Source organism: Microbacterium sp. zg-B96, assembly GCF_030246865.1.
Lineage (GTDB): Bacteria > Actinomycetota > Actinomycetes > Actinomycetales > Microbacteriaceae > Microbacterium.
In genome coordinates, this window is record NZ_CP126738.1 from 2321389 (window position 1) to 2342672 (window position 21284).

17 protein-coding genes and 1 tRNA gene are annotated in these 21284 nt (G+C 70.3%); 9 read left to right on the top strand and 9 right to left on the bottom strand.

The annotated features are described in order from the left end of the window. Positions 1 to 75: 75 nt before the first annotated feature. A tRNA-Arg gene (locus QNO11_RS10795) sits at positions 76 to 147 on the bottom strand. Positions 148 to 314: 167 nt separating this feature from the next. On the opposite strand from QNO11_RS10795, the gene QNO11_RS10800 reads away from it, so the two are divergent. Continuing rightward, a complete protein-coding gene (locus QNO11_RS10800) occupies positions 315 to 596 on the top strand; it encodes a Fe-S cluster assembly protein HesB (protein WP_257508274.1) in 282 nt (93 codons plus the stop codon). Between the two features lie 54 nt (positions 597 to 650). Here the strand turns inward: QNO11_RS10800 and QNO11_RS10805 are convergent, their stop codons facing one another. From QNO11_RS10805 to QNO11_RS10820, 4 genes are all read right to left on the bottom strand, one after another. Next, a complete protein-coding gene (locus QNO11_RS10805) occupies positions 651 to 4136 on the bottom strand; it encodes an error-prone DNA polymerase (protein ID WP_257508273.1) in 3486 nt (1161 codons plus the stop codon). Positions 4137 to 4169: 33 nt separating this feature from the next. Continuing rightward, complete coding sequence (locus tag QNO11_RS10810; protein WP_257508272.1) at positions 4170 to 5693, bottom strand: DNA polymerase Y family protein; 1524 nt, start codon at positions 5691 to 5693, stop codon at positions 4170 to 4172. Further along, entirely contained in the window at positions 5690 to 6379 is a 690-nt protein-coding gene (imuA', locus tag QNO11_RS10815) for a DnaE2-dependent mutagenesis accessory factor ImuA' (protein WP_257508744.1), read from the bottom strand. Before imuA' ends, QNO11_RS10810 begins: the two co-directional genes overlap by 4 nt. Positions 6380 to 6705: 326 nt before the next feature. Next, the gene (locus QNO11_RS10820) at positions 6706 to 7671 is read right to left on the bottom strand and encodes a LacI family DNA-binding transcriptional regulator (RefSeq protein ID WP_257508271.1); all 966 of its coding nucleotides are present in this window, start codon (positions 7669 to 7671) and stop codon (positions 6706 to 6708) included. A 90-nt stretch (positions 7672 to 7761) separates the two neighbouring features. On the opposite strand from QNO11_RS10820, the gene QNO11_RS10825 reads away from it, so the two are divergent. The 7 genes from QNO11_RS10825 to QNO11_RS10855 all read left to right on the top strand — a co-directional run bounded on the left by QNO11_RS10825 (position 7762) and on the right by QNO11_RS10855 (position 16317). Continuing rightward, positions 7762 to 9297 carry a mannitol dehydrogenase family protein gene (locus QNO11_RS10825; RefSeq protein WP_257508270.1) on the top strand — a complete coding sequence of 512 codons (1536 nt, stop codon included), beginning with the start codon at positions 7762 to 7764 and terminating at the stop codon, positions 9295 to 9297. Then, on the top strand, positions 9294 to 10298 hold the full coding sequence (locus QNO11_RS10830; protein ID WP_257508269.1) for an L-idonate 5-dehydrogenase: 1005 nt from the start codon (positions 9294 to 9296) through the stop codon (positions 10296 to 10298). Before QNO11_RS10825 ends, QNO11_RS10830 begins: the two co-directional genes overlap by 4 nt. Positions 10299 to 10372: 74 nt before the next feature. Continuing rightward, positions 10373 to 11764 (top strand): MFS transporter, encoded by a 1392-nt coding sequence (locus QNO11_RS10835; RefSeq protein ID WP_257508268.1) that lies wholly within the window; start codon positions 10373 to 10375, stop codon positions 11762 to 11764. A 69-nt stretch (positions 11765 to 11833) separates the two neighbouring features. After that, on the top strand, positions 11834 to 13060 hold the full coding sequence (gene manD, locus QNO11_RS10840) for a D-mannonate dehydratase ManD (protein WP_257508267.1): 1227 nt from the start codon (positions 11834 to 11836) through the stop codon (positions 13058 to 13060). Next, the gene (locus QNO11_RS10845) at positions 13050 to 13703 is read left to right on the top strand and encodes a bifunctional 4-hydroxy-2-oxoglutarate aldolase/2-dehydro-3-deoxy-phosphogluconate aldolase (RefSeq protein WP_257508266.1); all 654 of its coding nucleotides are present in this window, start codon (positions 13050 to 13052) and stop codon (positions 13701 to 13703) included. The genes manD and QNO11_RS10845 overlap by 11 nt, the downstream gene beginning before the upstream one ends. After that, the gene (locus QNO11_RS10850) at positions 13700 to 14674 is read left to right on the top strand and encodes a sugar kinase (RefSeq protein ID WP_257508265.1); all 975 of its coding nucleotides are present in this window, start codon (positions 13700 to 13702) and stop codon (positions 14672 to 14674) included. Before QNO11_RS10845 ends, QNO11_RS10850 begins: the two co-directional genes overlap by 4 nt. A 59-nt stretch (positions 14675 to 14733) precedes the next feature. After that, complete coding sequence (locus QNO11_RS10855; RefSeq protein WP_257508264.1) at positions 14734 to 16317, top strand: MDR family MFS transporter; 1584 nt, start codon at positions 14734 to 14736, stop codon at positions 16315 to 16317. Between the two features lie 150 nt (positions 16318 to 16467). On the opposite strand, the gene QNO11_RS10860 is transcribed toward QNO11_RS10855, so the two are convergent. From QNO11_RS10860 to QNO11_RS10870, 3 genes are all read right to left on the bottom strand, one after another. Continuing rightward, the gene (locus tag QNO11_RS10860; RefSeq protein ID WP_257508263.1) at positions 16468 to 16965 is read right to left on the bottom strand and encodes an HNH endonuclease; all 498 of its coding nucleotides are present in this window, start codon (positions 16963 to 16965) and stop codon (positions 16468 to 16470) included. A gap of 299 nt (positions 16966 to 17264) precedes the next feature. Beyond that, the gene (locus tag QNO11_RS10865) at positions 17265 to 18188 is read right to left on the bottom strand and encodes a M23 family metallopeptidase (protein ID WP_257508262.1); all 924 of its coding nucleotides are present in this window, start codon (positions 18186 to 18188) and stop codon (positions 17265 to 17267) included. A 230-nt stretch (positions 18189 to 18418) separates the two neighbouring features. Then, positions 18419 to 19120: an iron-dependent transcriptional repressor DtxR gene (locus QNO11_RS10870; protein WP_257508261.1), complete on the bottom strand. Its 702-nt coding sequence runs from the start codon at positions 19118 to 19120 to the stop codon at positions 18419 to 18421. A gap of 109 nt (positions 19121 to 19229) precedes the next feature. Here QNO11_RS10870 and serC point away from each other — a divergent pair, with 109 nt between their 5' ends. Next, the gene (serC, locus tag QNO11_RS10875) at positions 19230 to 20342 is read left to right on the top strand and encodes a phosphoserine transaminase (RefSeq protein ID WP_257508260.1); all 1113 of its coding nucleotides are present in this window, start codon (positions 19230 to 19232) and stop codon (positions 20340 to 20342) included. A gap of 156 nt (positions 20343 to 20498) precedes the next feature. On the opposite strand, the gene QNO11_RS10880 is transcribed toward serC, so the two are convergent. Beyond that, positions 20499 to 21131, bottom strand: coding sequence for a TetR/AcrR family transcriptional regulator (locus QNO11_RS10880; protein ID WP_257508259.1), 633 nt, complete (start codon positions 21129 to 21131; stop codon positions 20499 to 20501). Positions 21132 to 21284 lie beyond the last annotated feature (153 nt).

Sequence of the window (21284 nt, forward strand, 5' to 3'; positions counted from 1 at the left end):
CAAAAAGCGGGCAAAAACGCCTTTTGTGCGGTCTGACCACGGAAGAAATTCCTGGTCAGAGGCGAAAAAAGACGGTGCCCCTGGAGGGACTCGAACCCCCAACCGTTTGCTTAGGACGCAACTGCTCTTCCATTGAGCTACAGAGGCTGGCTGGTCGATTCTACCGGCCGGGTCGCGGCCGACCGGCCCAACCTCCGTATCCGGTGGGAGTCCGGCCGGACGCGGCGTCTCGGGTTGCATCCGCTGCCGGTTCTCGGAATCGTGGCCGGTTCGCAAGCCAACCGGTTCGCAGCCATCCACGGAAGGAGAGCATCATGCTCACACTCACCGAGAACGCCGCCAGCGCAGTCAAGACCCTCACGTCGCAGATCCCGACCGAGGACGGCGGACTCCGCATCCGTGAAGCCGATCAGGCCGAAGCAGGCTTCGAGCTGGCACTGGCCCCCTCGCCCGAGCCCGATGACGCGGTCATCGAGACCGGCGGCGCACGGGTGTTCGTCGAACAGGCCGCCACCGTTCCGCTTGACGACCGCGTGCTCGACGCGCAGGTCGGCGAGGACGGATCGCTGAGCTTCGCGCTCGGCGTGCGCGCCTGACGCGTCCCACGAGACGAAGGCCCCGGGTTCCGACCTGGGGCCTTCGTCGTGCCCTCAGCGGAAATCACGCGAGCGGTGCTGCACCCCCACCCGCAGATCCTCGAAGGCATCCGCCACCAGGTTCGTCACCCCCTCCGGCGAGCGCTCCAGCAGCCCGCGGGCGATGAGGGCGGGCGAATCGCGCAGGATGCGGCGATACCTGTTCCACACCCCCACCGAGCAGACCACGTTGACCAGGCCGTGCTCGTCCTCGAGGTTGAGGAACGTGACCCCGGATGCCGTCGCCGGCCGCTGCCGGTGAGTGACGAGCCCGGCGACCTCCACCCGGCGGCCGATCTCGTGGCTGCGCATCTCGCTCGAGGTGATGACCCCCCGCGCATCGAGCTGGGACCGGTAGTGCGTGAGCGGATGGTCATCGGTGGAGATGCCGGTGGCCCACAGGTCTGAGGCCAGTACCTCGTAGCTGGTGGGATCGGCGAACAGCGGCGGCTGCACCGACACCAGCGTGCCGGGGAGGAACTCGGCCCGGTCCTGCGCGGCGGATCCGGCCAGCCAGATCGCCTCGCGGCGGCTGAGCCCGAAGCAGCCGAACACCCCGGCGGTGGCGAGCGCCTCCAGCTGGGCGGTGGTGGCATCCGTCCGCCGCACCAGGTCGCGCAGGTTGCGGTACTCCCCCGCCGCCTCCCGCTCGGCGACGATGCGCGTCGCCATCGCCTGCCCGATGCCTTTGACCGCAGCGAGTCCCAGCCGCACCGTGAACCCGCCGTCGCGGCGATGCGCGGCGGACTCATCCGGCGCGTTGATGTCGAACGGCGGCACCGGGGGCTGCTTGCGATGGGTGCAGGTGTCACGGCCGGTTGGCGCACTCCCGGAGACAGGCGGACTACTGAAGACAGGACGTTTCCGCTCAGAAACGTCCTGTTCCGGTGATTCCTCCTGTGCCGGTGACGACCCCACCGGCTCCAGCACGGCCTCAACCCCCGACAGGTGGAGGTCGGGGCGCAGCACCTCCACGCCGTGGCGGCGGGCATCGGCGGTGAGGGTCGCCGGCGAGTAGAAGCCCATCGGCTGCGCGCGCAGCAGCCCGGCGAGGAACGCGCCCGGGTAGTGCAGCTTGAGCCACGAGCTGGCATACACCAGCAGCGCGAACGACAGTGAGTGGCTTTCGGCGAACCCGAAGTTCGCGAACGCCTGGATCTTGGCGTAGATGTCGTCGGCCAGCTCCCCGGTGATGCCGTTCTCGGCCATGCCGGAGAAGAGCTTCTCGCGGAGCGAATCGATCCGCTCGATGCCGCGCTTGGAGCCCATCGCGCGGCGCAGCACATCGGCATCCGCCCCGCTCAGCCCGCCGACGGCCATGCCCATCTGCATGAGCTGCTCCTGGAACACCGGAATGCCCAGCGTCCGCTCCAGCACCGGCTTGAGCTTGGGGTGCGCGTACGTCACCTTCTCCTGCCCGAGCTTTCTCCGCACATACGGGTGCACCGCCCCGCCCTGGATGGGCCCGGGCCGGATCAGCGCGATCTCGATCACCAGGTCGTAGAACCGCCGCGGCTGCAGGCGGGGCAGCAGCCCCATCTGCGCACGCGATTCCACCTGGAACACCCCGATCGAATCGGCCCGGCACAGCATGTCGTAGACGGCCTGCTCCTCCTTGGGCAGGGTCGACAGCTCCCACCGCTCCCCCGTGGCATCCGCGATGAGGTCGAAGCAGTACTGCAGTGCGGCGAGCATGCCGAGCCCCAGCAGATCGAACTTCACCAGCCCCATCCAGGCCGCATCGTCCTTGTCCCACTGGATGACGGTGCGGTTCTCCATGCGCGCATGCTCGATCGGCACCACTTCGCCGACGGGCCGGTCGGTCAGCACCATGCCCCCGGAATGGATGCCGAGATGGCGCGGGGCCTTCAACAGCTCGGTCGCATACGCCAGCACCTTGTCGGGGATGTCGTGCGTCTCGGCTTTGGCATCCGTGTCGGGCAGCGGACCCCAGTGCTCCACCTGCTTCGACCAGGCATCCTGCTGCCCCGGCGAATGCCCGAGCGCCTTCGCCATATCGCGCACGGCGTTCTTGGGGCGGTACTGGATAACGTTGGCCACCTGCGCCGCCCGCTCGCGCCCATAGGTCGCGTAGACCCACTGGATGATCTCCTCGCGCCGGTCGCTGTCGAAGTCGACGTCGATGTCGGGCTCCTCATCGCGCAGCGCCGAGAGGAACCGCTCGAACGGCAGGTCGTACACGATGGAATCCACCGCGGTGATGTCCAGCAGATAGCAGACCGCACTGTTGGCGGCAGACCCCCGCCCCTGGCACAGGATGCCGCGGCGTCGCGCCTCCTGCACGATGCCGTAGACGATGAGGAAGTACCCGGGGAAGTCCTTCTGCTCGATGACCCCCAGTTCCTTCTCGATGCGCGCCCGGTCGTCGTCGGTCACGTCGGGGTACTTGCGGGGCACCGCCTCCCAGACGAGCTGCCGCAGCCACGTCATGGTGGTGTGCCCCTCGGGGACGGGGAGCTTCGGCAGCGCGGGCTTGGCGCGCCGCAGCGGAAAGGCCAGCTCGTCGGCGAGGGTCACGGTGCGCGCGACGGCGCCCGGATAGCGGGCGAACCGGCGGGCCATCTCGTGCCCCGACCGCAGGTGCGCGCCGGCGCTGGCTGGGAGCCAGCCGTCGAGTTCGTCCAGGCCCCGGTTGGCGCGGACGGCGGCGATCGCGGCGGCCAGGTCGGCCCGCTCGGGAGCTGCGTAGTGCACGTTGTTGCTGGCGAGCACCGGCAGCCCCCGGTCGGCGGCGAGGGAGGCCAGCATGTCGTTGTCCCGGGAGTCCAGCGGGGCGCCGTGGTCGATCAGTTCGACGTTGACGGCGTCGGGGCCGAACAGGTCCACGAGCAGGTCGAGTTCGCGGGCGGCGCCGGCGGGCCCGTCTTCGGCGAGCGCGGCGCGGACGGCGCCCTTGCGGCATCCGGTCAGCACCGCCCAGTGTCCGTCGGCGCGTTCGGCGAGGTCGTGCAGGTCGTAGACGGGGCGGCCCTTCTGTCCACCGGCCAGCTGCGCGTGGGTGATGGCTGCGGCCAGACGGTGGTAGCCCTCCTCACCGCGGGCGAGCACGAGCAGGTGGTGACCCGGCGGGTCGGCGTCGTTGGCCTTCGGGGAGCTGCGGGGGCGTTCGGGCAGCTCGAGTGACAGCTCGGCGCCGAACACCGTCTTGACGCTGCGGGCCTCGGCGGCCTCGGCGAACCGCACGATGCCGTAGAAGCCGTCGTGGTCGGTGACGGCCAGGGCGTGCAGGCCGAGCCGTTCGGCCTCTTCGACGAGTTCCTCCGGGGAGGAGGCGCCGTCGAGGAACGAGAAGGAACTGTGCGCGTGCAGTTCGGCGTACGGGACGACGTCGGCGGGCCGGGCGATGGGCGGCGGCGTGTAGGCGCCGCGCTTGCGCGACCAGGCGGGGCTGTCGCCGCCGTTCGCGCCGGGCGGGCGGCGGTTGCCGCTGAGGAGCCGTTCCATCTCGGACCACGGCACGGAGGGGTTGTTGAAGCCCATCAGCGGGGGTCCTTCGCTGGGTTGGATCGGGGATCAGTCATAGCGGCCCTCGGCTGACCAGTCGCCGGCCTCGCACACCAGCAGCCACGCCGCCTGGTCGGCATCCACCACCTGAAACCGGTGCGCCCGCCGGGCGCGCACGGCGTCCCAGCCGCGCTCCCGCACCGGCCACGGCCCCGCCCACGCCTGGATGCGCCGGCGCCTGCCGCTTTCGTACAGCACGGCGGGCGGGGCGGTCAGCTCATCGCGGTCGGCGACGGCCACGGCATCCCCGTCGGCATCCACCACTTCCACCGGACGCGGCGGATCGAACACCGTCGACGGCAGCGGATCGGGCAGGCTCCCCGGCCACGGCCGGTCGGCGGGCCGGGGCAGCACCGGGCGATCGCCCCACGGCACCAGCACCTGCCGCTCGGCCAGCCACCGGCCGCCGCCGACCACCGGGGTCACCACGCCGCGATGCCCGAGCATCGCCTGCACCCGAGACAGCGCATGGTGCACCCGCTCGTCGGGACCGCCGCCGAACAGGGACCGCACATGGTGGGAGGCGGCATCCACCGTCTCGGGCGAGATGCGCACCCGGGTGACGGCGCTGCGCAGCCCCGCCTCCCCCAGCTGCCAGCGCACCCGGTCCACCACCTCGCCGGCGGTGAACGCCCCGGGGTGCAGCCACACCCGCTCGCTGTTCTCGCCGCGGTCGCCGGTGATCTGCACGCGCAGCTCGGTGCAGACCAGGCTGTGCTCACCGAGCCCCGCGATGAACTCCTCGGCGGCGACGCGCATCGCGAACGCCACCTGGTCGGCGATCTCCAGCGGCGGCTCGAACGCCACCTCGCGCTCCAGTTCGGGCGGCGGGGTGCGCGGCTGCACGGGCCGCGAGTCGCTCCCGGAGGCGAAGGAGTGCAGGCGGATGCCGCGTTCGCCGAGGCGCTCCCCCACGCGTTCGGCGGGCATGGCGGCGAACTGGCCGAGGGTGTGCACGCCCAGCCGCGCCAGCAGGTCGACGACGTCGGCTTCGTCCAGCGCAGTCACCGGCAGCGGCGCGAGGAAGGCGCCCGACTCCCCCGCCGGGACGATCCGCACCGGGGCGTCGGGGTGCGTGATGCGCGCGGCCTGCTCCGCCGTGAACGCTCCGTCTGCAACGGCGATGCGCGCGTCGGTGTCGCCCAGCGCATCGCGCAGCACGTGGGCGGTGCGCTCCTCGCCGCCGTAGTACCGCGCCGGCCCCTGGGCGCGCAGGGCGCACAGCCCCGCCCGGATCAGCTGCACACCGGGCGCGAGCTCTTCGATGCTCGCCACGAGCGGGGCGAACACCCGCTGATCCCGCGTCGGGTCGGCGTCGACGATCGTCAGCTGCGGGCAGCGGGCCTGCGCGTCGCGGCGCCGCTGCCCGCGGCGCACCCCTTCGGCGCGGGCGGCGGCGGAGCAGGCGACCACCGCTCCCTTGTCGAGCACGGCGACGGGGGCTGCGGCATCCACCCCCTGCTCCCGCGCGAGGGCGACCACGGGCCAATCCGGCAGCCACAGCACGAGGGTGCGCTGCGGTGCGGTGTTCATCCCGCCACCCGCCAGGGCAGTGGCATGGGCGCCGAGGCGCTGGACGGTGCGGACGAGGCGACCTGTCCGGATGCCGCCGGCAACTGCACCCGCGCGCGACGGGGCACCGGGGTGCGGCGGCTGGAGACGGTGACGGTCAGCTCCCGCGCGGCGAGGTAGCCGTGGCCGTCGCCGACGCCGGACCACTCCGGGTCGCTCACGTCGATCATGGCCTCGGTCTGCGGCCACGTGCCCTGCACCAGCAGCACAGCGCCGCGCTCGCGCAGGCGGGCGGCCAGCCGCGAGACGTCGCCGTCGCTGACCCGCGACGGCGGACGCACGGCCACGACGGGCAGCACCTCGGCGATCGTCGCCGTCACCGCCAGCCAGCGACTGCCGGGGTCGGGGATCAGCACGAGCCGGGACAGGTCCACCCCGACCCGGCCGGCGGCCTCGGCGCCGAACTCCGGCATCCCCACCACTCCGCACCAGGAGCCGGCCTGCGACGGCGGCGCCATGAGGGCGGACAGCAGCGTGAGTGAGGGACCCAGCGAGTAGGACGACCCGGGGCGCAGGCCGCGCCCGGGCAGGAGCCCTGCGAGGGCGGGATGGGCCGGCAGCACCGGGGCATCCAGGCGCCGCCCCTGCACCCGCTCGAGTTGCGCGCGCAGGCGCTGCACGTCTTCGGCAGCAGCCTGGTTTCGCACGATCGACCTCACCAAGACAGACTAGAACGGATGTTCTAGATGTTCAACGCAGGTCTCGAAGATACGCTCGACCTCCGACATCGGTCGCGGGGCGCCGCCGCGCGGCATCCGCCCGGCTCACTCCGCCCTCCCCGCGCGGCATCCACCTCCCCCTCCCCCGCGAGAAACCACGTTTCGGTTGAGAAACACCGCGATGCGTGGTTTCTCAACCGAGAAGTGGTTTCTCACCCGGAGGGGCGGATGCCGGGGGGCGGATGCCGCGGGGCGGATGCCGCGAGGGGGATGCCGCAAAGCGCGGGAACGGATCGTCGGCGCGGAGGCGTCGGTCAGGTCGAGCGCGGCACCGCGGTCGACGCCCGAACCATCAGCTGCGAGCCGAGCGTCGCGACCTCGCCGATCACGGCGCCCGTAATCGCCTGCAACAGCAGGTCGACGGCGAGGGCGCCGCTGCGCTCGATCGGCATGTGCACCGTGGTGAGCGCCGGGGTGACGGCCCCGGCGAGGTCGATGTCGTCGATGCCCACGAGGCTGATGTCGTCGGGGCAGGTGAGGCCCAGTTCCAGCATCCCCGCCTCCAGCCCGAGGGCGACGAGGTCGTTGTAGGCGACGACGGCCGTGGCCCCGCTCGCTGCCGCGAGCGCGGCGGCGACCCGCCCGCCGTGAATCGATGCGGCGTGGTGGCTGAGTCGGGTGAGGCGGATGCCGTGGCGCTCGCACGCCGCGCCGATGGTGTCGAAGCGGCGGGCATCGGCCCACGACCCCCGTGGGCCGGAGGCGTAGGCGATGTGCTGGTGCCCGAGGGCAACGAGGTGCTCGATGGCCTGACTGGGACCGTGCACCGCGTCCATGAGCACGCACGGGACGCCGTCGATCTGACGGTTGATGACCACCGCGGGAGTGGTGCCGATGAGGGCGAGGACCTCGGCGTCGGGCAGGCGGGGCGAGCACAGGAGCATGCCGTCGAACCGGCGGGCCTGTTCGATCTGCTCGCTTTCACGGCGGAGGTCTTCATCGGCGTCGAACAGCACGATGCGGTGGCGTCCGTGCCACGCCTGACCCTGGATGGCCTTGAGGAGCTTCCCGTAGACGGGGTTGGCGACATCGGGCACGATGACGCCGAGCGTGCGGGTGGCGGTGCCCGCCTGCGGGTTGGCGTAGCCGAGGTCGGCCGCAGCCTCCATGACCCTCTCGCGCGTGGTGGGCGCGAGGCGCTCCGGCTCGCCGAACGCCCGCGACGCGGTGGCGATCGACACTCCCGCGCGGCGTGCCACGTCGGTCAATGTCGCTGCCACGTTCACCCTCGCCTTCGCCGCCATCCTAGGACATCGCGCCCCAAATGAAACCGCTTGACAACTTTGTACAACTCATACACACTGTTTTCCATGACGATCGACGCCGATCTGCGGATCCTGAGCCGCACCACCCCTGCGGCCACCGCTCCGCTGGTCACCCCCGCGGGTGCCGGCATCCTCCATCTCGGCCTCGGCAGCTTCCACCGTGCGCACCAGGCGATGTACACCGCCGCGGCGCTGCAGCGGGAAAGCGGAAACTGGGGAATCATCGGCGTCGCCTCTCGCTCCCGCACTGTCGTCGACGCGCTGCACGCGCAGGACTTCCTCTACTCCGTCGCCACCATCTCCCCCGCCGGCACGAGACTCGCGATCCCCGGCGTGCACACCGACGCCTTCGTCGCGGCGGACCAGCCCGAGCGGGTCGTCGCGCACATCGCCGACCCGGCCATCCGCATCGTGACGCTCACGGTCACCGAGAACGGCTACAGCTACTCGCCCTCGACCGAGCATCTCGACCTCGACGACCCGGCCGTCCGCGCGGACCTCGCCGGGGGCGCACCCCGCTCGACGATCGGACAGCTCGCGCGCGGGCTGCAGGCTCGCGCAGCCGGCGGAGGCGAGCCCCTCTCCGTGCTCAGCTGCGACAACCTCGCGGCCAACGGCAAGCACACTGAGAAGCTCGTGCGCGAGTTCCTGCAGGCGCTGCCCGGCGGTGAAGCATCCGATGTCCTCGCCTTCCTCGACCGTGCCGTGACGTTCCCCTCGAGCATGGTCGACCGCATCGTCCCCGCCACGACGTCGCGGCTGCGCAACGAGGTCAGCACGCTTCTCGGCGCCCGCGACGACATTCCCGTGCCGGCCGAGCCGTTCACGATGTGGGCCATCGAGGACCGGTTCGCCGCCGGCCGCCCCGCATGGGAGGCCGGCGGCGCGGTCTTCACCGACGAGGTCGGCCGATACGAGCAGATGAAGGTGCGCCTGCTCAACGGCACGCACTCGCTCATCGCGTACCTCGGCGCGCTCCGCGGCGTCGCGACGATCCCCGAGGCCATCGGCCTGGGCGGGATCGAGGATGCCGCGCGCTGCGTCATGCGCCGCGAGTACGAGCCGTCGGTCGAGGTGCCCACCGGCGTCGACATCCGCGAATACGAGGGTCAGCTCTTCGAGCGCTGGGGAAACAGCGCCCTCGGTCACCGCACCAGCCAGGTCGGCTCCGACGGCTCGGTGAAGCTCCGCCAGCGCATCCCGGAGCCCGCCCTGCAGGCGCTCGGCCGCGCCGAGATGCCGCACCTGATCGCGCTCACCGTCGCCGGCTACCTCTCGTGCCTTGCCCCGCTGGCCGGCTTCGATCCCGGCATCCATGCAGCCGCGATGACCGATCCGGCGCGCGAGCGCCTCGCCGCCTTCTCGGCCACCGTGCGCGATGGCGGAGAACTGGCCCGCCGCGTCATCACCGACCTGCAGCTCTTCGGTACCGCCCTCGCCCACCAGGACGCGTTCATCGCCCGGGTCGGCGAGCTCGTCGACACGATCCGCAGGCGCGGGGTCGATGCCGCCATCACCGACGCGATCTCGGCATCGTCCGCGACGTCGTCCGCAGTCACCACGAAGGAGGGACGACGATGAAGTCGCTCGTCATACACGGCAAGGAAGACATCCGCTGGGAAGACCAGGAGGCTCCCGAGCCCCGCGACGGCGAGGTGCGGCTGCGCGTCGCCTTCGTCGGAATCTGCGGGTCCGACCTGCACTACTACTTCCACGGCGCCAACGGCGAGTACACGATCCGCGAGCCGCTGACCCCCGGCCACGAGCTCTCCGGCGTCGTCGACCTCGACCCGTCCGGGCGCCTCGCGCCCGGCACGCCGGTCACCGTGCACCCCGCCCGCTACGGCGCCTCTGCACCCGGCCTCGAGGACCGCCCGCACCTGCGCCCTGGCGGGGACTACCTCGGCAGCGCCGCGGCGAACCCGCACCGCCAGGGCGGAGCATCCGAATTGCTCATCGTCGAGGACCATATGGTGCGGGTGCTGCCCGACACCCTGCCCCTTGAGCGCGCTGCCCTCGCCGAGCCGCTCGCCGTCGCGTTGCACGCCGTCGGGCTCGCGGGCGACCTCACCGGGCGGCGCGTGCTCGTCATCGGCGCGGGCCCCATCGGTCTGCTCGTCGTCGCGGCTGCCGTGCACGCAGGCGCCGGGGTCGTCGGCGCGAGCGACGTGCGCTCCGAACCACTCGAACGCGCGCAGGCGTTGGGCGCGACCGAGGTCTCCCTCGTCGGGCGCGACACGGTCGAGAACGAGTCGTACGACGTCGTCTTCGAATGCTCCGGCGTGGGCGCCGCACTCACTCAGGCCGTGCGCGCGGCGCGCCGCGCCGGCACGGTCATCCAGGTCGGGATGCTCCCGAACGCAGACGTAGGAGTGAACCTCGCGCCGATGCTGGCGAAAGAGCTCACCATCCGCGGTGCGTTCCGCTTCTCGACGGAGATCGACGACGCGGTGCGGATGCTCGCGGAGTCCGATGCTCTCGACCCCGTCGTGTCGCACGTCCTCCCGGCATCCGATGCCGTCAGCGCGTTCGAGATCGCCCGCGACTCGTCCGCCTCCGCCAAAGTCCTTCTGTCCCTCTAGCGATCACCGCTACCCAGCGGCCCCGCCGCACCCATCACACCCACCACCGTTCCTGGTCCAAAGGAGTACCTCCCATGTCAGAATCACCAACGACGGTCACGGCCGCCGATCCCGCCGCGAAGAGGTCGGTCCGCGACCTCGTTCGCGCCGCCATCTCCGGCTGGCTCGGCACGGCTCTCGAGTTCATGGACTACCAGCTGTACTCGTTGGCCGCCGCGCTCGTCTTCGCCGAGCTCTTCTTCTCCGCCGAGAACCCGGCCGTGGCAGTAGTCGCCGCGATGGCCACCTACGGCGTCGGCTACGTGGCTCGCCCCGTCGGCGCGTTCTTCTTCGCCCGGCTCGGTGACAAGACCGGCCGCGCCAGGGTCCTCTTCTACACGATCCTGCTCATGGGGCTGGCGACCACGCTCATCGGTGTGCTCCCGACCTACTCGCAGGTGGGGATGCTCGCGCCGATCCTCCTTGTGCTGCTGCGGATCGCGCAGGGCTTCGGCGCCGGCGCGGAGATCTCCGGAGCCGGGGTCATGCTTGCCGAGTACGCCCCCGCGAAACGCCGCGGCATCATCGCCTCTCTCGTCGCCCTCGGCACCAACTGCGGCACCCTCCTGGCCTCGGGCATCTGGGCCATCCTGCTGATCGCGTACAGCGAGGAGGAAGTCATCGAATGGGCATGGCGGATCCCCTTCCTCGCCAGCGCGGTCATCATGCTCTTCGCTCTCTGGGTGCGCTTCAACCTCAAGGAGACCCCGGTCTTCGAGGAGCGCGACGACGTCGTCGACGGCAGGGCGCTCTCCAAGGCGGATGCCCTCCAGCTCGCCACCGAGACCGGCGACGTCCGCACGCTGGAGGCGATGCAGCGCAAGCCCATCAAGGCGTTCATCATCGCGCTGATGCTGCGCTTCGGCCAGGCCGGGAACTCCGGCATGATCCAGACGTACCTCATCAGCTACATCACCGTGGTGCTCCTGCTGGACCGCTCGATCGGCGTCAACGCCGTCATCGTCTCGTCGCTCGTCGCCTTCATCACGGTGCCGCTGTCCGGCTGGCTCGGCGACCGCTTCGGTCGCAAGCGCATGTACATCATCTGGGCGATCGTCGCGCTCATCGTCATCGTCCCGACCATGCTCATGATCAGCAGCCAGGACACCACGCAGGTCTTCGTGGGCTACGTCATCCTGCACAACCTGGCGGTGATGAGCTTCGCGTCGCTCGAGAACCTGACCATCCCGGAGATCTTCGGCGCGCGCAACCGCTACACCTACACCGCGATGGCGCGTGAGATCGGCGCCATCGTCGCAACCGGCATCGGGCCCGTCATCGCCGCCGCCTGGGTCTCCGCCGTCACCGGATCGTTCATCCCGATCATCATCATGCTGGTGTTCTTCACGCTGTCCACGCTCATCGCGGCGATCTGGATGCCGGAGGTCGCCGGTCGCGACCTGACGGACCCGCGCGACGCGATCTGACCGACAAGACCATCCCAACCCGGGGTGCGGGCGCCTGAAGCCCGCACCCCGCACCTCCAGGAGAACACCATGGCCATCGAGCTCGTCGATGTCATCATCACCAGCCCCGGACGCAACTTCGTAACGCTCAAGATCACGACCTCGGACGGCTTGGTCGGCTGGGGCGACGCCACCCTCAACGGTCGCGAGCTCGCTGTCGCCTCCTACCTCAAGGACCACGTCGCATCGACGCTCGTCGGCCGCGATGAGGAACGCATCGAAGACACCTGGCAGTACCTCTACCGCGGACCGTACTGGCGTCGCGGCCCGGTGACGATGGCGGCCATCGCCGCCGTTGACATGGCGCTCTGGGACATCAAGGCGAAGCGGGCCGGGATGCCCCTCTACCAGCTGCTCGGCGGCGCCAGTCGCGACGGCATCCGCGTCTACGCCCACGCCTCCGGCACCGACTACGCCGCGCTGAAGAACGCCATCACCGGCTACGAGGAGCTCGGCTTCACGGCCGTGCGCGTGCAGACCGGCGTTCCCGGCCTTGGCCAGATCTACGGTGTCTCGGCCGCAGGCCCCGGCGTGCGCTACGACTACGAGCCCGCCAAGCGCTCCGGCGACCGCCCCGCCGAGGAGCGCTGGGACACCCGCAACTACCTGACGCACATGCCCGGCGTGTTCGCGCAGATCCGCGAGGACTTCGGCAGCGACCTGCGCATCCTCCACGACGGCCACCACCGCATGTCGCCGATCGAGGCCGCCCGGTTCGCGAAGGACATCGAGCCCTACGATCTCTTCTGGCTTGAAGACTGCACCCCCGGCGAGGACCAGACCGCGCTCCGCCTCGTGCGCCAGCACTCGACCACCCCCCTCGCCATCGGCGAGGTGTTCAACTCGGTCTACGACTACCAAACCCTCATCACCGAGCGACTCTTCGACTACGTGCGCTCGGCGGTCACCCACACAGGCGGCATCACCGCCATGAAGAAGCTCCTCGACTTCGCCGCGATCTACGGCATCAAGTCGGGCATCCACGGTCCGACCGATATCTCTCCCGTAGGCATGGCCGCAGCGCTGCACCTCGACCTCGCGATCCACAACTTCGGCATCCAGGAGTACATGCCGCACAACGAGCAGACGCTCGAGGTGTTCCAGACCTCCTTCACGTTCGACCGAGGTTTCCTGCATCCGGGCGATCAGCCGGGCCTGGGCATCGAGCTCGACGAGGATGCCGCAGCCGGCCACGAGTACACGAAGGCGTATCTGCCGGTGAACCGCCTGCTCGACGGGACCGTTCATGACTGGTGAGCTGCGCCGTGTCGCGCTCCCCGCGCGCACGGCCGACTCCCGTCTCATCGTGGTCGCCCGCGCCGAGCGCGCCGAGGACTACGCTCCGGTGCTCGATGTGCTGATCGAGGCCGGCGTCCGCAGTGTCGAGCTCACACTCACCACGCCGGGCACGTTCGATCATCTGCCCGACCTGTTGCGACGGTACGAGGGCGCGGCTGACCTGGGCGTCGGCACCGTCACGAACGGTGACCACCTCGCGCGCGCGGTGGATGCGGGCGCGAGCTATCTCGTCACCCCGATCACCTCGGTCGCTTTGGTCACGCAGGCGACGGCGGCGGGCGTGCCGATCGTGCCGGGCGGGTTCACACCGACCGAGCTGTTCGCGTCGTGGTCGGCCGGCGCATCCGCCGTGAAGATCTTCCCCGCCGGGCAGGTCGGGCCGTCGTACCTGAAGGACCTCCGCGGACCGTTCCCCGACATCGTCGCCGTCCCCTCGGGGGGCGTCGACCTCGCGGGCGCCGAAGCCTGGCTCACCGCCGGTGCCGCCGCGGTGAGCGTGGGCGGGCCGCTGCTCGGTGACGCGTTCCGCGGCGGCGATCTCGGTGCCCTCCGCGACCGCGCCGCGGCCTTCGTCGCCGTGTGCACCGGGAGTGTCACGTGAACGAGACCGCGCTCCGCGCCGCCGGCACTCCCGCCGTCGTCACGTTCGGCGAAACCATGGCGCTCGCACGCACCACCGAGATCGGGTCGCTCAAGCATGCGAGCACACTCGCTCTCGGCATCGGCGGCGCCGAGAGCAACGTCGCCATCGGGCTACGCCGTCTTGGAACGCCCGTCTCCTGGTTGGGCCGAGTCGGTGACGACCCGCTAGGCGAACGGGTGCTGCGCGAGATCCGCGGCGAGGGCGTCACCGTGCACGGCGTCGTCGATGCGGGTGCCCCTACCGGCCTCATGGTCAAGGCACGACCGTCATCCACCTCGTCAGCTGTGCACTACTACCGTGCCGGCTCGGCGGGTTCCCGCCTGGAGCCCGCCGACCTGCCGACGGGATGGGTCGAAAGCGCATCGATCCTGCACCTCACGGGCATCACCCCGTTGCTCTCCCGCTCTGCCCGCGAGGCATCGGTCGCCGCCGTCGATCGCGCCAGGAGCGCCGGCGTCACGGTGAGCTTCGACATCAACTACCGCTCCGCGTTGGCGAGCCGCACCGTTGCCGGGCCGATCCTTCGCGAGATCGCGGAGCGGGCCGACATCGTCTTCGGTGACGCCGCCGAACTCGCCGTCCTCTACCCCGACATCACCCCCGCCGATGCGGCCGCGCGGCTGTTGGAAGCCGGGTGCACCCAGGTCGTGCTCAAACTCGGGCCCGAAGGAGCAGCGACCTCAACACGCTCAGAGCAGGTCGAGGTCCCTGGATTCGCCGTCGACGTCATCGACACCGTCGGAGCCGGGGATGCGTTCGTGGCGGGGTATCTCAGCGCCCAACTCGCGGGGCTCGATCCGAGATCCACGCTGCTGCGAGCGAACGCGTGTGGTGCAATGGCCTGCCAAGTCCCGGGAGATTGGGAAGCGGCGCCCACCTTCCACGACATCGAGCGCTTCCTCGAGGGTGGAGACCCCGTCAGGCGCTGACGTACCGGCCGCGCGTCAAGAGGGTGGCCGGTCGTCCCGGCCGGGCGTACACCGGGGCCATGAGCACACCAGCGAACCCGAACACCGAGCCGGAGGCCGGGCTCTCGCGCCGGCGCGTCTACGTCATCTTCGGCGCGCTGATGGCGGCGATGTTCCTGTCGGCGCTGGATCAATCGATCGTCGGCACGGCCCTGCCCACGATCGTCGGAGACCTCGGTGCCGCCCAGGACGAGGGCTGGATCATCACGGCCTACCTGCTCGCGATCGCCATCGTCATGCCGATCTACGGCAAGGTGGGCGACCTGTTCGGCCGGCGCGTGCCGTTCCTCGTGGCCATCGCCCTGTTCGTCGTCGGCTCCACCGGCTCGGCACTGTCGGGGTCGTTCGTCGAACTCATCACCTGGCGGTCGGTGCAGGGCCTCGGCGCCGGCGGACTGGTGATCCTCTCGCAGGCCATCATCGCCGACATCGTCTCGGCCCGGGATCGCGGCAAGTTCATGGGCCCGATGGGCGCCGTGTTCGGCATCGCCACCGTCGCCGGTCCGTTGCTGGGCGGCTGGTTCACCGAGGGCCCCGGCTGGCGCTGGTGCTTCTGGACCAACGTGCCCATCGGCATCATCGCCCTCGGCATCGCCTGGTTCACCCTCAAGCTGCCCTCGCACCGGCCGTCCCGCCGGTTCGACATCGGCGGCGCCCTGCTGCTGGCGACGGCGACCTCCGGCATCGTGTTCCTCACCAGCTGGACCTCCCTCACCGACTCCTCCGGCTACGACTGGAGCGACCCCGCGCTGCTGTCCCTGGCCGCCGCGACCCTCGCCGCGCTGCTGGCCTTCCTCGTCGTGGAGTCGCGCGTGACCGACCCGATCGTGCCGCTGCGCCTTTTCCGCAGCAGCACGTTCGCGGCATCCGCGGCCATCGCCCTGGTGCTGGGCATGGCGATGTTCGCGGCGCTGTCGTTCCTGCCGACGTTCCTGCAGATGTCCCTCGGCGTCGGCGCCACCGAATCGGGGCTGCTGATGCTGCCGATGACGGGGGGCCTGCTCATCAGCACCATCGGATCGGGACAGATCATCACCCGCACCGGCCGCTACAAGATCTTCCCGATCTTGGGCATGGGCATCGCCACGGCGGCGCTGGCCTGGCTCACCCTCATCACCGCCGACATGTCGATGGTGCTGTTCGGCGCGATGATCTTCACACTGGGCCTCGGCCTCGGCCTCGTGATGCAGACGATCGTCATCGCCGCCCAGAACTCCGTCTCACCCGAGCGGGTGGGCGTTGCGACCTCCACCAACAACTTCCTGCGCGAGATCGGCGCGGCCGTCGGCACGAGCGTCTTCTCCACCGCGTTCACGACCCGACTGTCCACGACCATCGCCGAGGACACCCGACAGCTCCCGGCATCCGAAGTGCCGTCGACGTTCGGCGCCAGCTCCCTCACGCCCGCGAACGTCGCCGACCTCCCGCCCGACCTGCGCGACGCCGTCGTCGACGCCTACGCCCAGGCCCTCGCTCCGTCGTTCTGGTATCTCGTGCCGCTGGGGCTCATCGGGTTCATCGTGGCGTTCTTCATGCGGGAGATCCGGCTGTCCACCCGCGCCGGGATGGTCGCGCGCGAGGAGGATGCCGCCGCGGCGGGCTGACCCGGCCCGCCCTCCCCCGCGAGAAACCACGTTTCGGTTGAGAAACACCGCGATGCGTGGTTTCTCGACCGAGAAGTGGTTTCTCGGCGCGCGAGGGGACGGATGCCGCGGGACGGCGACCCGGCGCCGGCGCCGCCGACCGACCCTGCCTCAGGCCGCGAGGGCCAGGTACGGCTCCCAGCGCGGGTCGGTGCGCTCGGTGCCGCGCACCGTCCACTGCGCGCCGCGCGGCGGGCGCGGGGTCAGCCGCAGCTCCCACCCCATCTCCTGCGGGGTGCGGTTGCCCTTGAGGTTGTTGCAGCGAACGCACGCCGCCACGAGGTTCTCCCACGTGTCGGCCCCGCCCCGCGATCTCGGCAGCACGTGGTCGATCGTGGTCGCCGCTTTTCCGCAGTAGCCGCAGTGATGCGCGTCGCGGCGCAGCACTCCCCTGCGGGTCACCGGGACCTGACGCCCTCCTGGCAAGCGCACATAGCGCGAGAGCAGGATCACGGCGGGCCGGTCATACGGCCCGCTCGCTCCCCAGACCGGATCGCCATCGACGTGTTCGACCACCGTCGCCTTCTCGTTCATCACGAGCACGAGAGCTCGCTTGAAGGAGACCACGGCAAGGGGCTCATAGCCCGCATTCAGCACCAGTGTGCGCATTTTCGCTGTCCTCCCGAATGGCCGGGACGGATTTCCCGGATATTCAGCCGACGCCGATCGATCTGCGCAGGGGCATGAAAAAAGGCGCTGTCTTATAGACAGCGCCTGGACGCGACGGTACGACCGCCGAATCCGCTCTCACGATGCCGGAGGACGAGCAGCCCGAGCGCATCCATGGTTCGGATGCGTGGCGTGCCGTCCATCGGCGTCCCTCCGCTTCTCTCTCAGCGTCGGGATTAGGCTAACGCACCCACAGGCCCGGGGCTCCGGATCTCAGCGTGCGGCGTTCGGGCGTGTCGTCAGCCGGCGTTGGAGTTCAGCCAGGCCAGCGGGTCGACGTACGATCCGTTCACCTGCACCTCGAAGTGCAGGTGGGGGGCGGTGGCCATGCCGGTCTGGCCGACCTGACCGATCATCTGTCCGGCCGACACGGTCTGACCGGCCGAGACCACGCGGGTGCCGTAGCTCATGTGCGCGTAGGTGGTGCTGACCTTCTGGCCGCCGACGACGGAGTCGATCATGACGACCGCACCGTAGCTGCCGCCGCCATCGGTCGAGGTGCGCACGACACCGGATGCCGCGGCGAAGATCGGGGTACCCGTGCCGCACATCATGTCGAAGCCCTTGTGCCCGGCATAGCCGCCGAAGAGGTTGTAGCTCTGGTAGTTGAACTCCGTCACCGGCCAGCGCACTTCGCCGGAGCCGGGTGCCGTGATCGACAGGTCGACCGAGGCGACCGCACCGGTGCGGGCAGCGGCCGTGACGGCGGAGGCACGCGCGGCGGCAGCGGAAGCTGCAGCGGCGGCGGCAGCTTCTTCTGCCTTCTTCTTTTCGATCTCTTCGGGCGTGGTGGCCGAGTAGCTGTAGCGCTCCAGGGAGTTCGGCGTGGCCTCCGAGGCGACCACGAGCGACTGGGCGTTGTCTGCGGCGACCTGCTGCAGGGTCTGGGCTTCGATGTCGGAAAGACCCGAGGTGGCCGCGTAGGCGGGCAGTGCCACGGTGGCGATGAGACCGGCGACCGTGGCGACGATGCCGAGGTTGCGCAGTGGCTTGGTCTTCTCGCGACGGCTCAACGCCGACGCGGATGCCGGGGCCGGCGCAGGCCGACGGCGGACGACCCCACGGGGTGCGGTGCGCACCGGGCTGGGCCGCGAACCGCGGCGCGTCACGCTCGTGGGAGCGATCTCATCGTCGGTGTGCGACGAGTCGAAGTTTTCGGTCAAATCACCCTCCGGCGCCTCTGCGCCGAGATGCACGCTGGCTCGTCAGCAATCGGTGTCGGGGCACAGATATGCGATTACCCACGAGAACGACGAGCCGCTGAGGCGATCCCCGTGGTATCCGTTGGCGGGCTTCTCGCCGTTGGACATTCCCGAGGCTACCGGAAGATAACGAACAAGTCACGCTCCTGTGCACAACCCGTTGCCGCACGTTCAGGGGAGTGTGCGAGAGCTCAACCGCGCTCGTCGACGAGGAAGATGTGGGAGGCCACCTCGACCGGCAGTTCCAGGGCTTCGTCGTAGTCGTCCATCTGCACCAGAACGTACCCCTCGTTGAAGCGGAAGTCGCCCCTTCCGCCTGGTACCACGCCCGCGGCGCGCAACTGCGTCAGCAGCTCGGGGTCGACCTGTGCAGGCTCGGCCAGGCGACGCACGGTGCCCTGAATCGGCGCATCCGCGGCGTTCATCCAGCGCACCAGTCCCACCACGCCCTGATCGAACGTGTTGGCCGGCACATCGCCCAGCTGATCGAGGCCCGGGATCGGGTTGCCGTAGGGCGACTCGGTGGGGTGCCCGAGCAGTTCGATCAGCCGGCGCTCCACCTGCTCGCTCATCACGTGCTCCCAGCGGCACGCCTCTTCATGCACGTACGACCAGTCGAGCCCGATGACGTCGCTGAGCAGCCGTTCGGCGAGGCGGTGCTTGCGCATGACGTCGACGGCCTTCTGCCGCCCGGCATCCGTCAGCTCCAGCCGGCGATCCTCGGACACCACCACGAGACCGTCCCGCTCCATGCGCCCGACCGTCTGCGACACGGTGGGCCCGGAGTGGCCGAGCCGCTCCGAAATGCGCGCACGCAGCGGGATGATGTCCTCTTCCTCGAGCTCGAGGATCGTGCGCAGGTACATCTCGGTGGTGTCGATCAGATCGGTCATGGCAGCCTCGATGTCGGGGGCGAGTTCAGCGGTGCCCAGCCTATCCTCTGGCTATCCCACCGACCCTGGACGGCCGGAACGGCGGCGGCGACGCCTCTAGAATCGGCACATGGCCCACGTGACGCTGCCCCGCGAGATCCTGCCCACCGACGGACGCTTCGGCTGCGGCCCCTCCAAGGTGCGCGCCGAGCAGATCCAGGCACTGGTGGGCCCCGGCCTGGCAGTGCTGGGTACCTCCCACCGGCAGGCGCCGGTGAAGAGCCTCGTCGGCAGCGTGCTGGCCAACCTCGGCGAGGTGTTCCGGCTGCCCGACGGCTACGAGGTGATCGTCGGCAACGGCGGGACGACGGCCTTCTGGGATGCCGCCGCGTTCGGCCTGATCGAAAAGCGCAGCCAGAACCTCGTGTTCGGGGAGTTCGGCGGCAAGTTCGCCGCCGCAGCCGCCGCGCCCTGGCTCGACGCTCCCGACGTGCGCAAGGCCGAGCCTGGTACCCGCGCCGTCGCGGTTCCCGTCGAGGGTGTCGATGTGTACGCGTGGACGCACAACGAGACCTCCACCGGTGTGGCCGCCCCCGTCGAGCGGGTGCACGGCGATGCCGGCGCCCTGACGGTGATCGACGCGACCAGCGCCGCCGGCGCCATCGACTTCTCCGTCGGCCAGGCCGATGTCTACTACTTCGCCCCGCAGAAGAACCTCGGCTCCGACGGCGGCCTGTGGTTCGCGGTGCTCTCCCCCGCAGCCATCGAGCGCATCGAGCGCATCGCGGCATCCGGGCGCTACATCCCCGAGTTCCTCAGCCTGAAGAACGCGCTGGACAACTCCCGCCTGAACCAGACGCTCAACACCCCGGCGCTGACGACCCTGTACCTGCTCGACAACCAGCTGGACTGGATCATCGGCAACGGCGGCCTGCAGTGGGCCGACGCCCGCACCCGCGAGTCGTCGTCGGCGCTGTACGACTGGGCCGAGGCCTCGTCGTTCGCGACGCCGTTCGTCACCGATCCCGCCGACCGCTCCCCCGTCGTGGTGACGGTGGACTTCGACGACGCAGTGGATGCCGCGGCGGTCGCGAAGAACCTGCGCGGCAACGGCATCGTCGACACCGAGCCCTACCGCAAGCTCGGGCGCAACCAGTTGCGCGTGGCCACGTTCGTCTCGATCGAGCCGGACGACGTGCGCCAGCTCATCCGCTGCATCGACTACGTCGTCGACCACCTCTGACCCGCGCCGGAGTCACGGGGTCGTTGCCGGGCCGGCTCCCGTCGGCCCGGCAGCCCTCAGTCGTCATGAATGTCCCCGGAACGCCCGACGGTGGGGCCCTTTGCGACGACCGAACCCGGCGGGGCGGCGCCGTCCCCGCCGGCGCCCGGCGGCGCGTCAGTCCAGCAGGGGCTCCGGCGGGTCCAGCACCGCGGCGACGATCGCCTCGATGCCGAACTCGGTTGCCCGTCCCAGGTCGACGTCGGCGGGATCGAGCAGCCACTGCACCTGCAGGCCGTCCATGACGGCCAGCACGGCGGCGGATGCCTGCGCGATCGTGTCCGGCGCGTCCACTCCCCGGTCCTCACAGAGGGCACGGAAGGCCTCGGCCACCTCTTCGCGCAGCGTGCGGTAGCGGTGGAGGAAGTAGTCGCGGCCGGGGTGGTCGTCGGTCACCGATTCGGCTGACAGCACGACGTATGCCTGCACGACGCCGGCGCGCTGCGCGTTGCGCATCGCGGTGCGCACGAGGTGGCGGAACAGGTCCACCCCGTCGGGGATGTGGGCGCCCTCGAGTCCGGCCACGTCGGTCTTGTCGCGGTGGGCGAGCATCTCCAGCAGCAGCTGATCCTTGGAGCCGAAGTGATGCAGGATGCCGGCGTGGGTCATGCCGACGCGGTCGGCGACGTCGGACAGCGTGCCGCCGCTGGACCCCTTGCTGCCGAACACCTCGACGGCGGCATCGAGGATCTCGTTGCGGCGGGTGGCGGTCTCTGGCCTGGAGCGAACCGGGCGGCGTTGCTGGCTCATAGGCAGAGTCTACTTGCACTACTTACTTACGCGACGGTAAGTTGAATTCGCCCTCGAAGTCGAGGCACGCACGACGCAGTTTTCTTCTCCGTCGGGCTTCAGTATCGACATCGCTGGCAGCCCCCCACCCCGAGGGCACGGCTGCGCCGTGGC

What these genes read in the sequence shown, in the direction of transcription:
- QNO11_RS10870 (WP_257508261.1), bottom strand. Translation starts at nt 19,120, where the DNA reads ATGACCGATCTGATCGACACCACCGAGATGTACCTGCGCACGATCCTC.
- QNO11_RS10835 (WP_257508268.1), top strand. Translation starts at nt 10,373, where the DNA reads ATGTCAGAATCACCAACGACGGTCACGGCCGCCGATCCCGCCGCGAAG.
- QNO11_RS10830 (WP_257508269.1), top strand. Translation starts at nt 9,294, where the DNA reads ATGAAGTCGCTCGTCATACACGGCAAGGAAGACATCCGCTGGGAAGAC.
- QNO11_RS10800 (WP_257508274.1), top strand. Translation starts at nt 315, where the DNA reads ATGCTCACACTCACCGAGAACGCCGCCAGCGCAGTCAAGACCCTCACG.
- QNO11_RS10825 (WP_257508270.1), top strand. Translation starts at nt 7,762, where the DNA reads ATGACGATCGACGCCGATCTGCGGATCCTGAGCCGCACCACCCCTGCG.
- manD (WP_257508267.1), top strand. Translation starts at nt 11,834, where the DNA reads ATGGCCATCGAGCTCGTCGATGTCATCATCACCAGCCCCGGACGCAAC.
- QNO11_RS10880 (WP_257508259.1), bottom strand. Translation starts at nt 21,131, where the DNA reads ATGAGCCAGCAACGCCGCCCGGTTCGCTCCAGGCCAGAGACCGCCACC.
- QNO11_RS10810 (WP_257508272.1), bottom strand. Translation starts at nt 5,693, where the DNA reads ATGAACACCGCACCGCAGCGCACCCTCGTGCTGTGGCTGCCGGATTGG.
- QNO11_RS10855 (WP_257508264.1), top strand. Translation starts at nt 14,734, where the DNA reads ATGAGCACACCAGCGAACCCGAACACCGAGCCGGAGGCCGGGCTCTCG.
- serC (WP_257508260.1), top strand. Translation starts at nt 19,230, where the DNA reads ATGGCCCACGTGACGCTGCCCCGCGAGATCCTGCCCACCGACGGACGC.
- QNO11_RS10845 (WP_257508266.1), top strand. Translation starts at nt 13,050, where the DNA reads ATGACTGGTGAGCTGCGCCGTGTCGCGCTCCCCGCGCGCACGGCCGAC.
- QNO11_RS10860 (WP_257508263.1), bottom strand. Translation starts at nt 16,965, where the DNA reads ATGCGCACACTGGTGCTGAATGCGGGCTATGAGCCCCTTGCCGTGGTC.
- QNO11_RS10805 (WP_257508273.1), bottom strand. Translation starts at nt 4,136, where the DNA reads ATGGGCTTCAACAACCCCTCCGTGCCGTGGTCCGAGATGGAACGGCTC.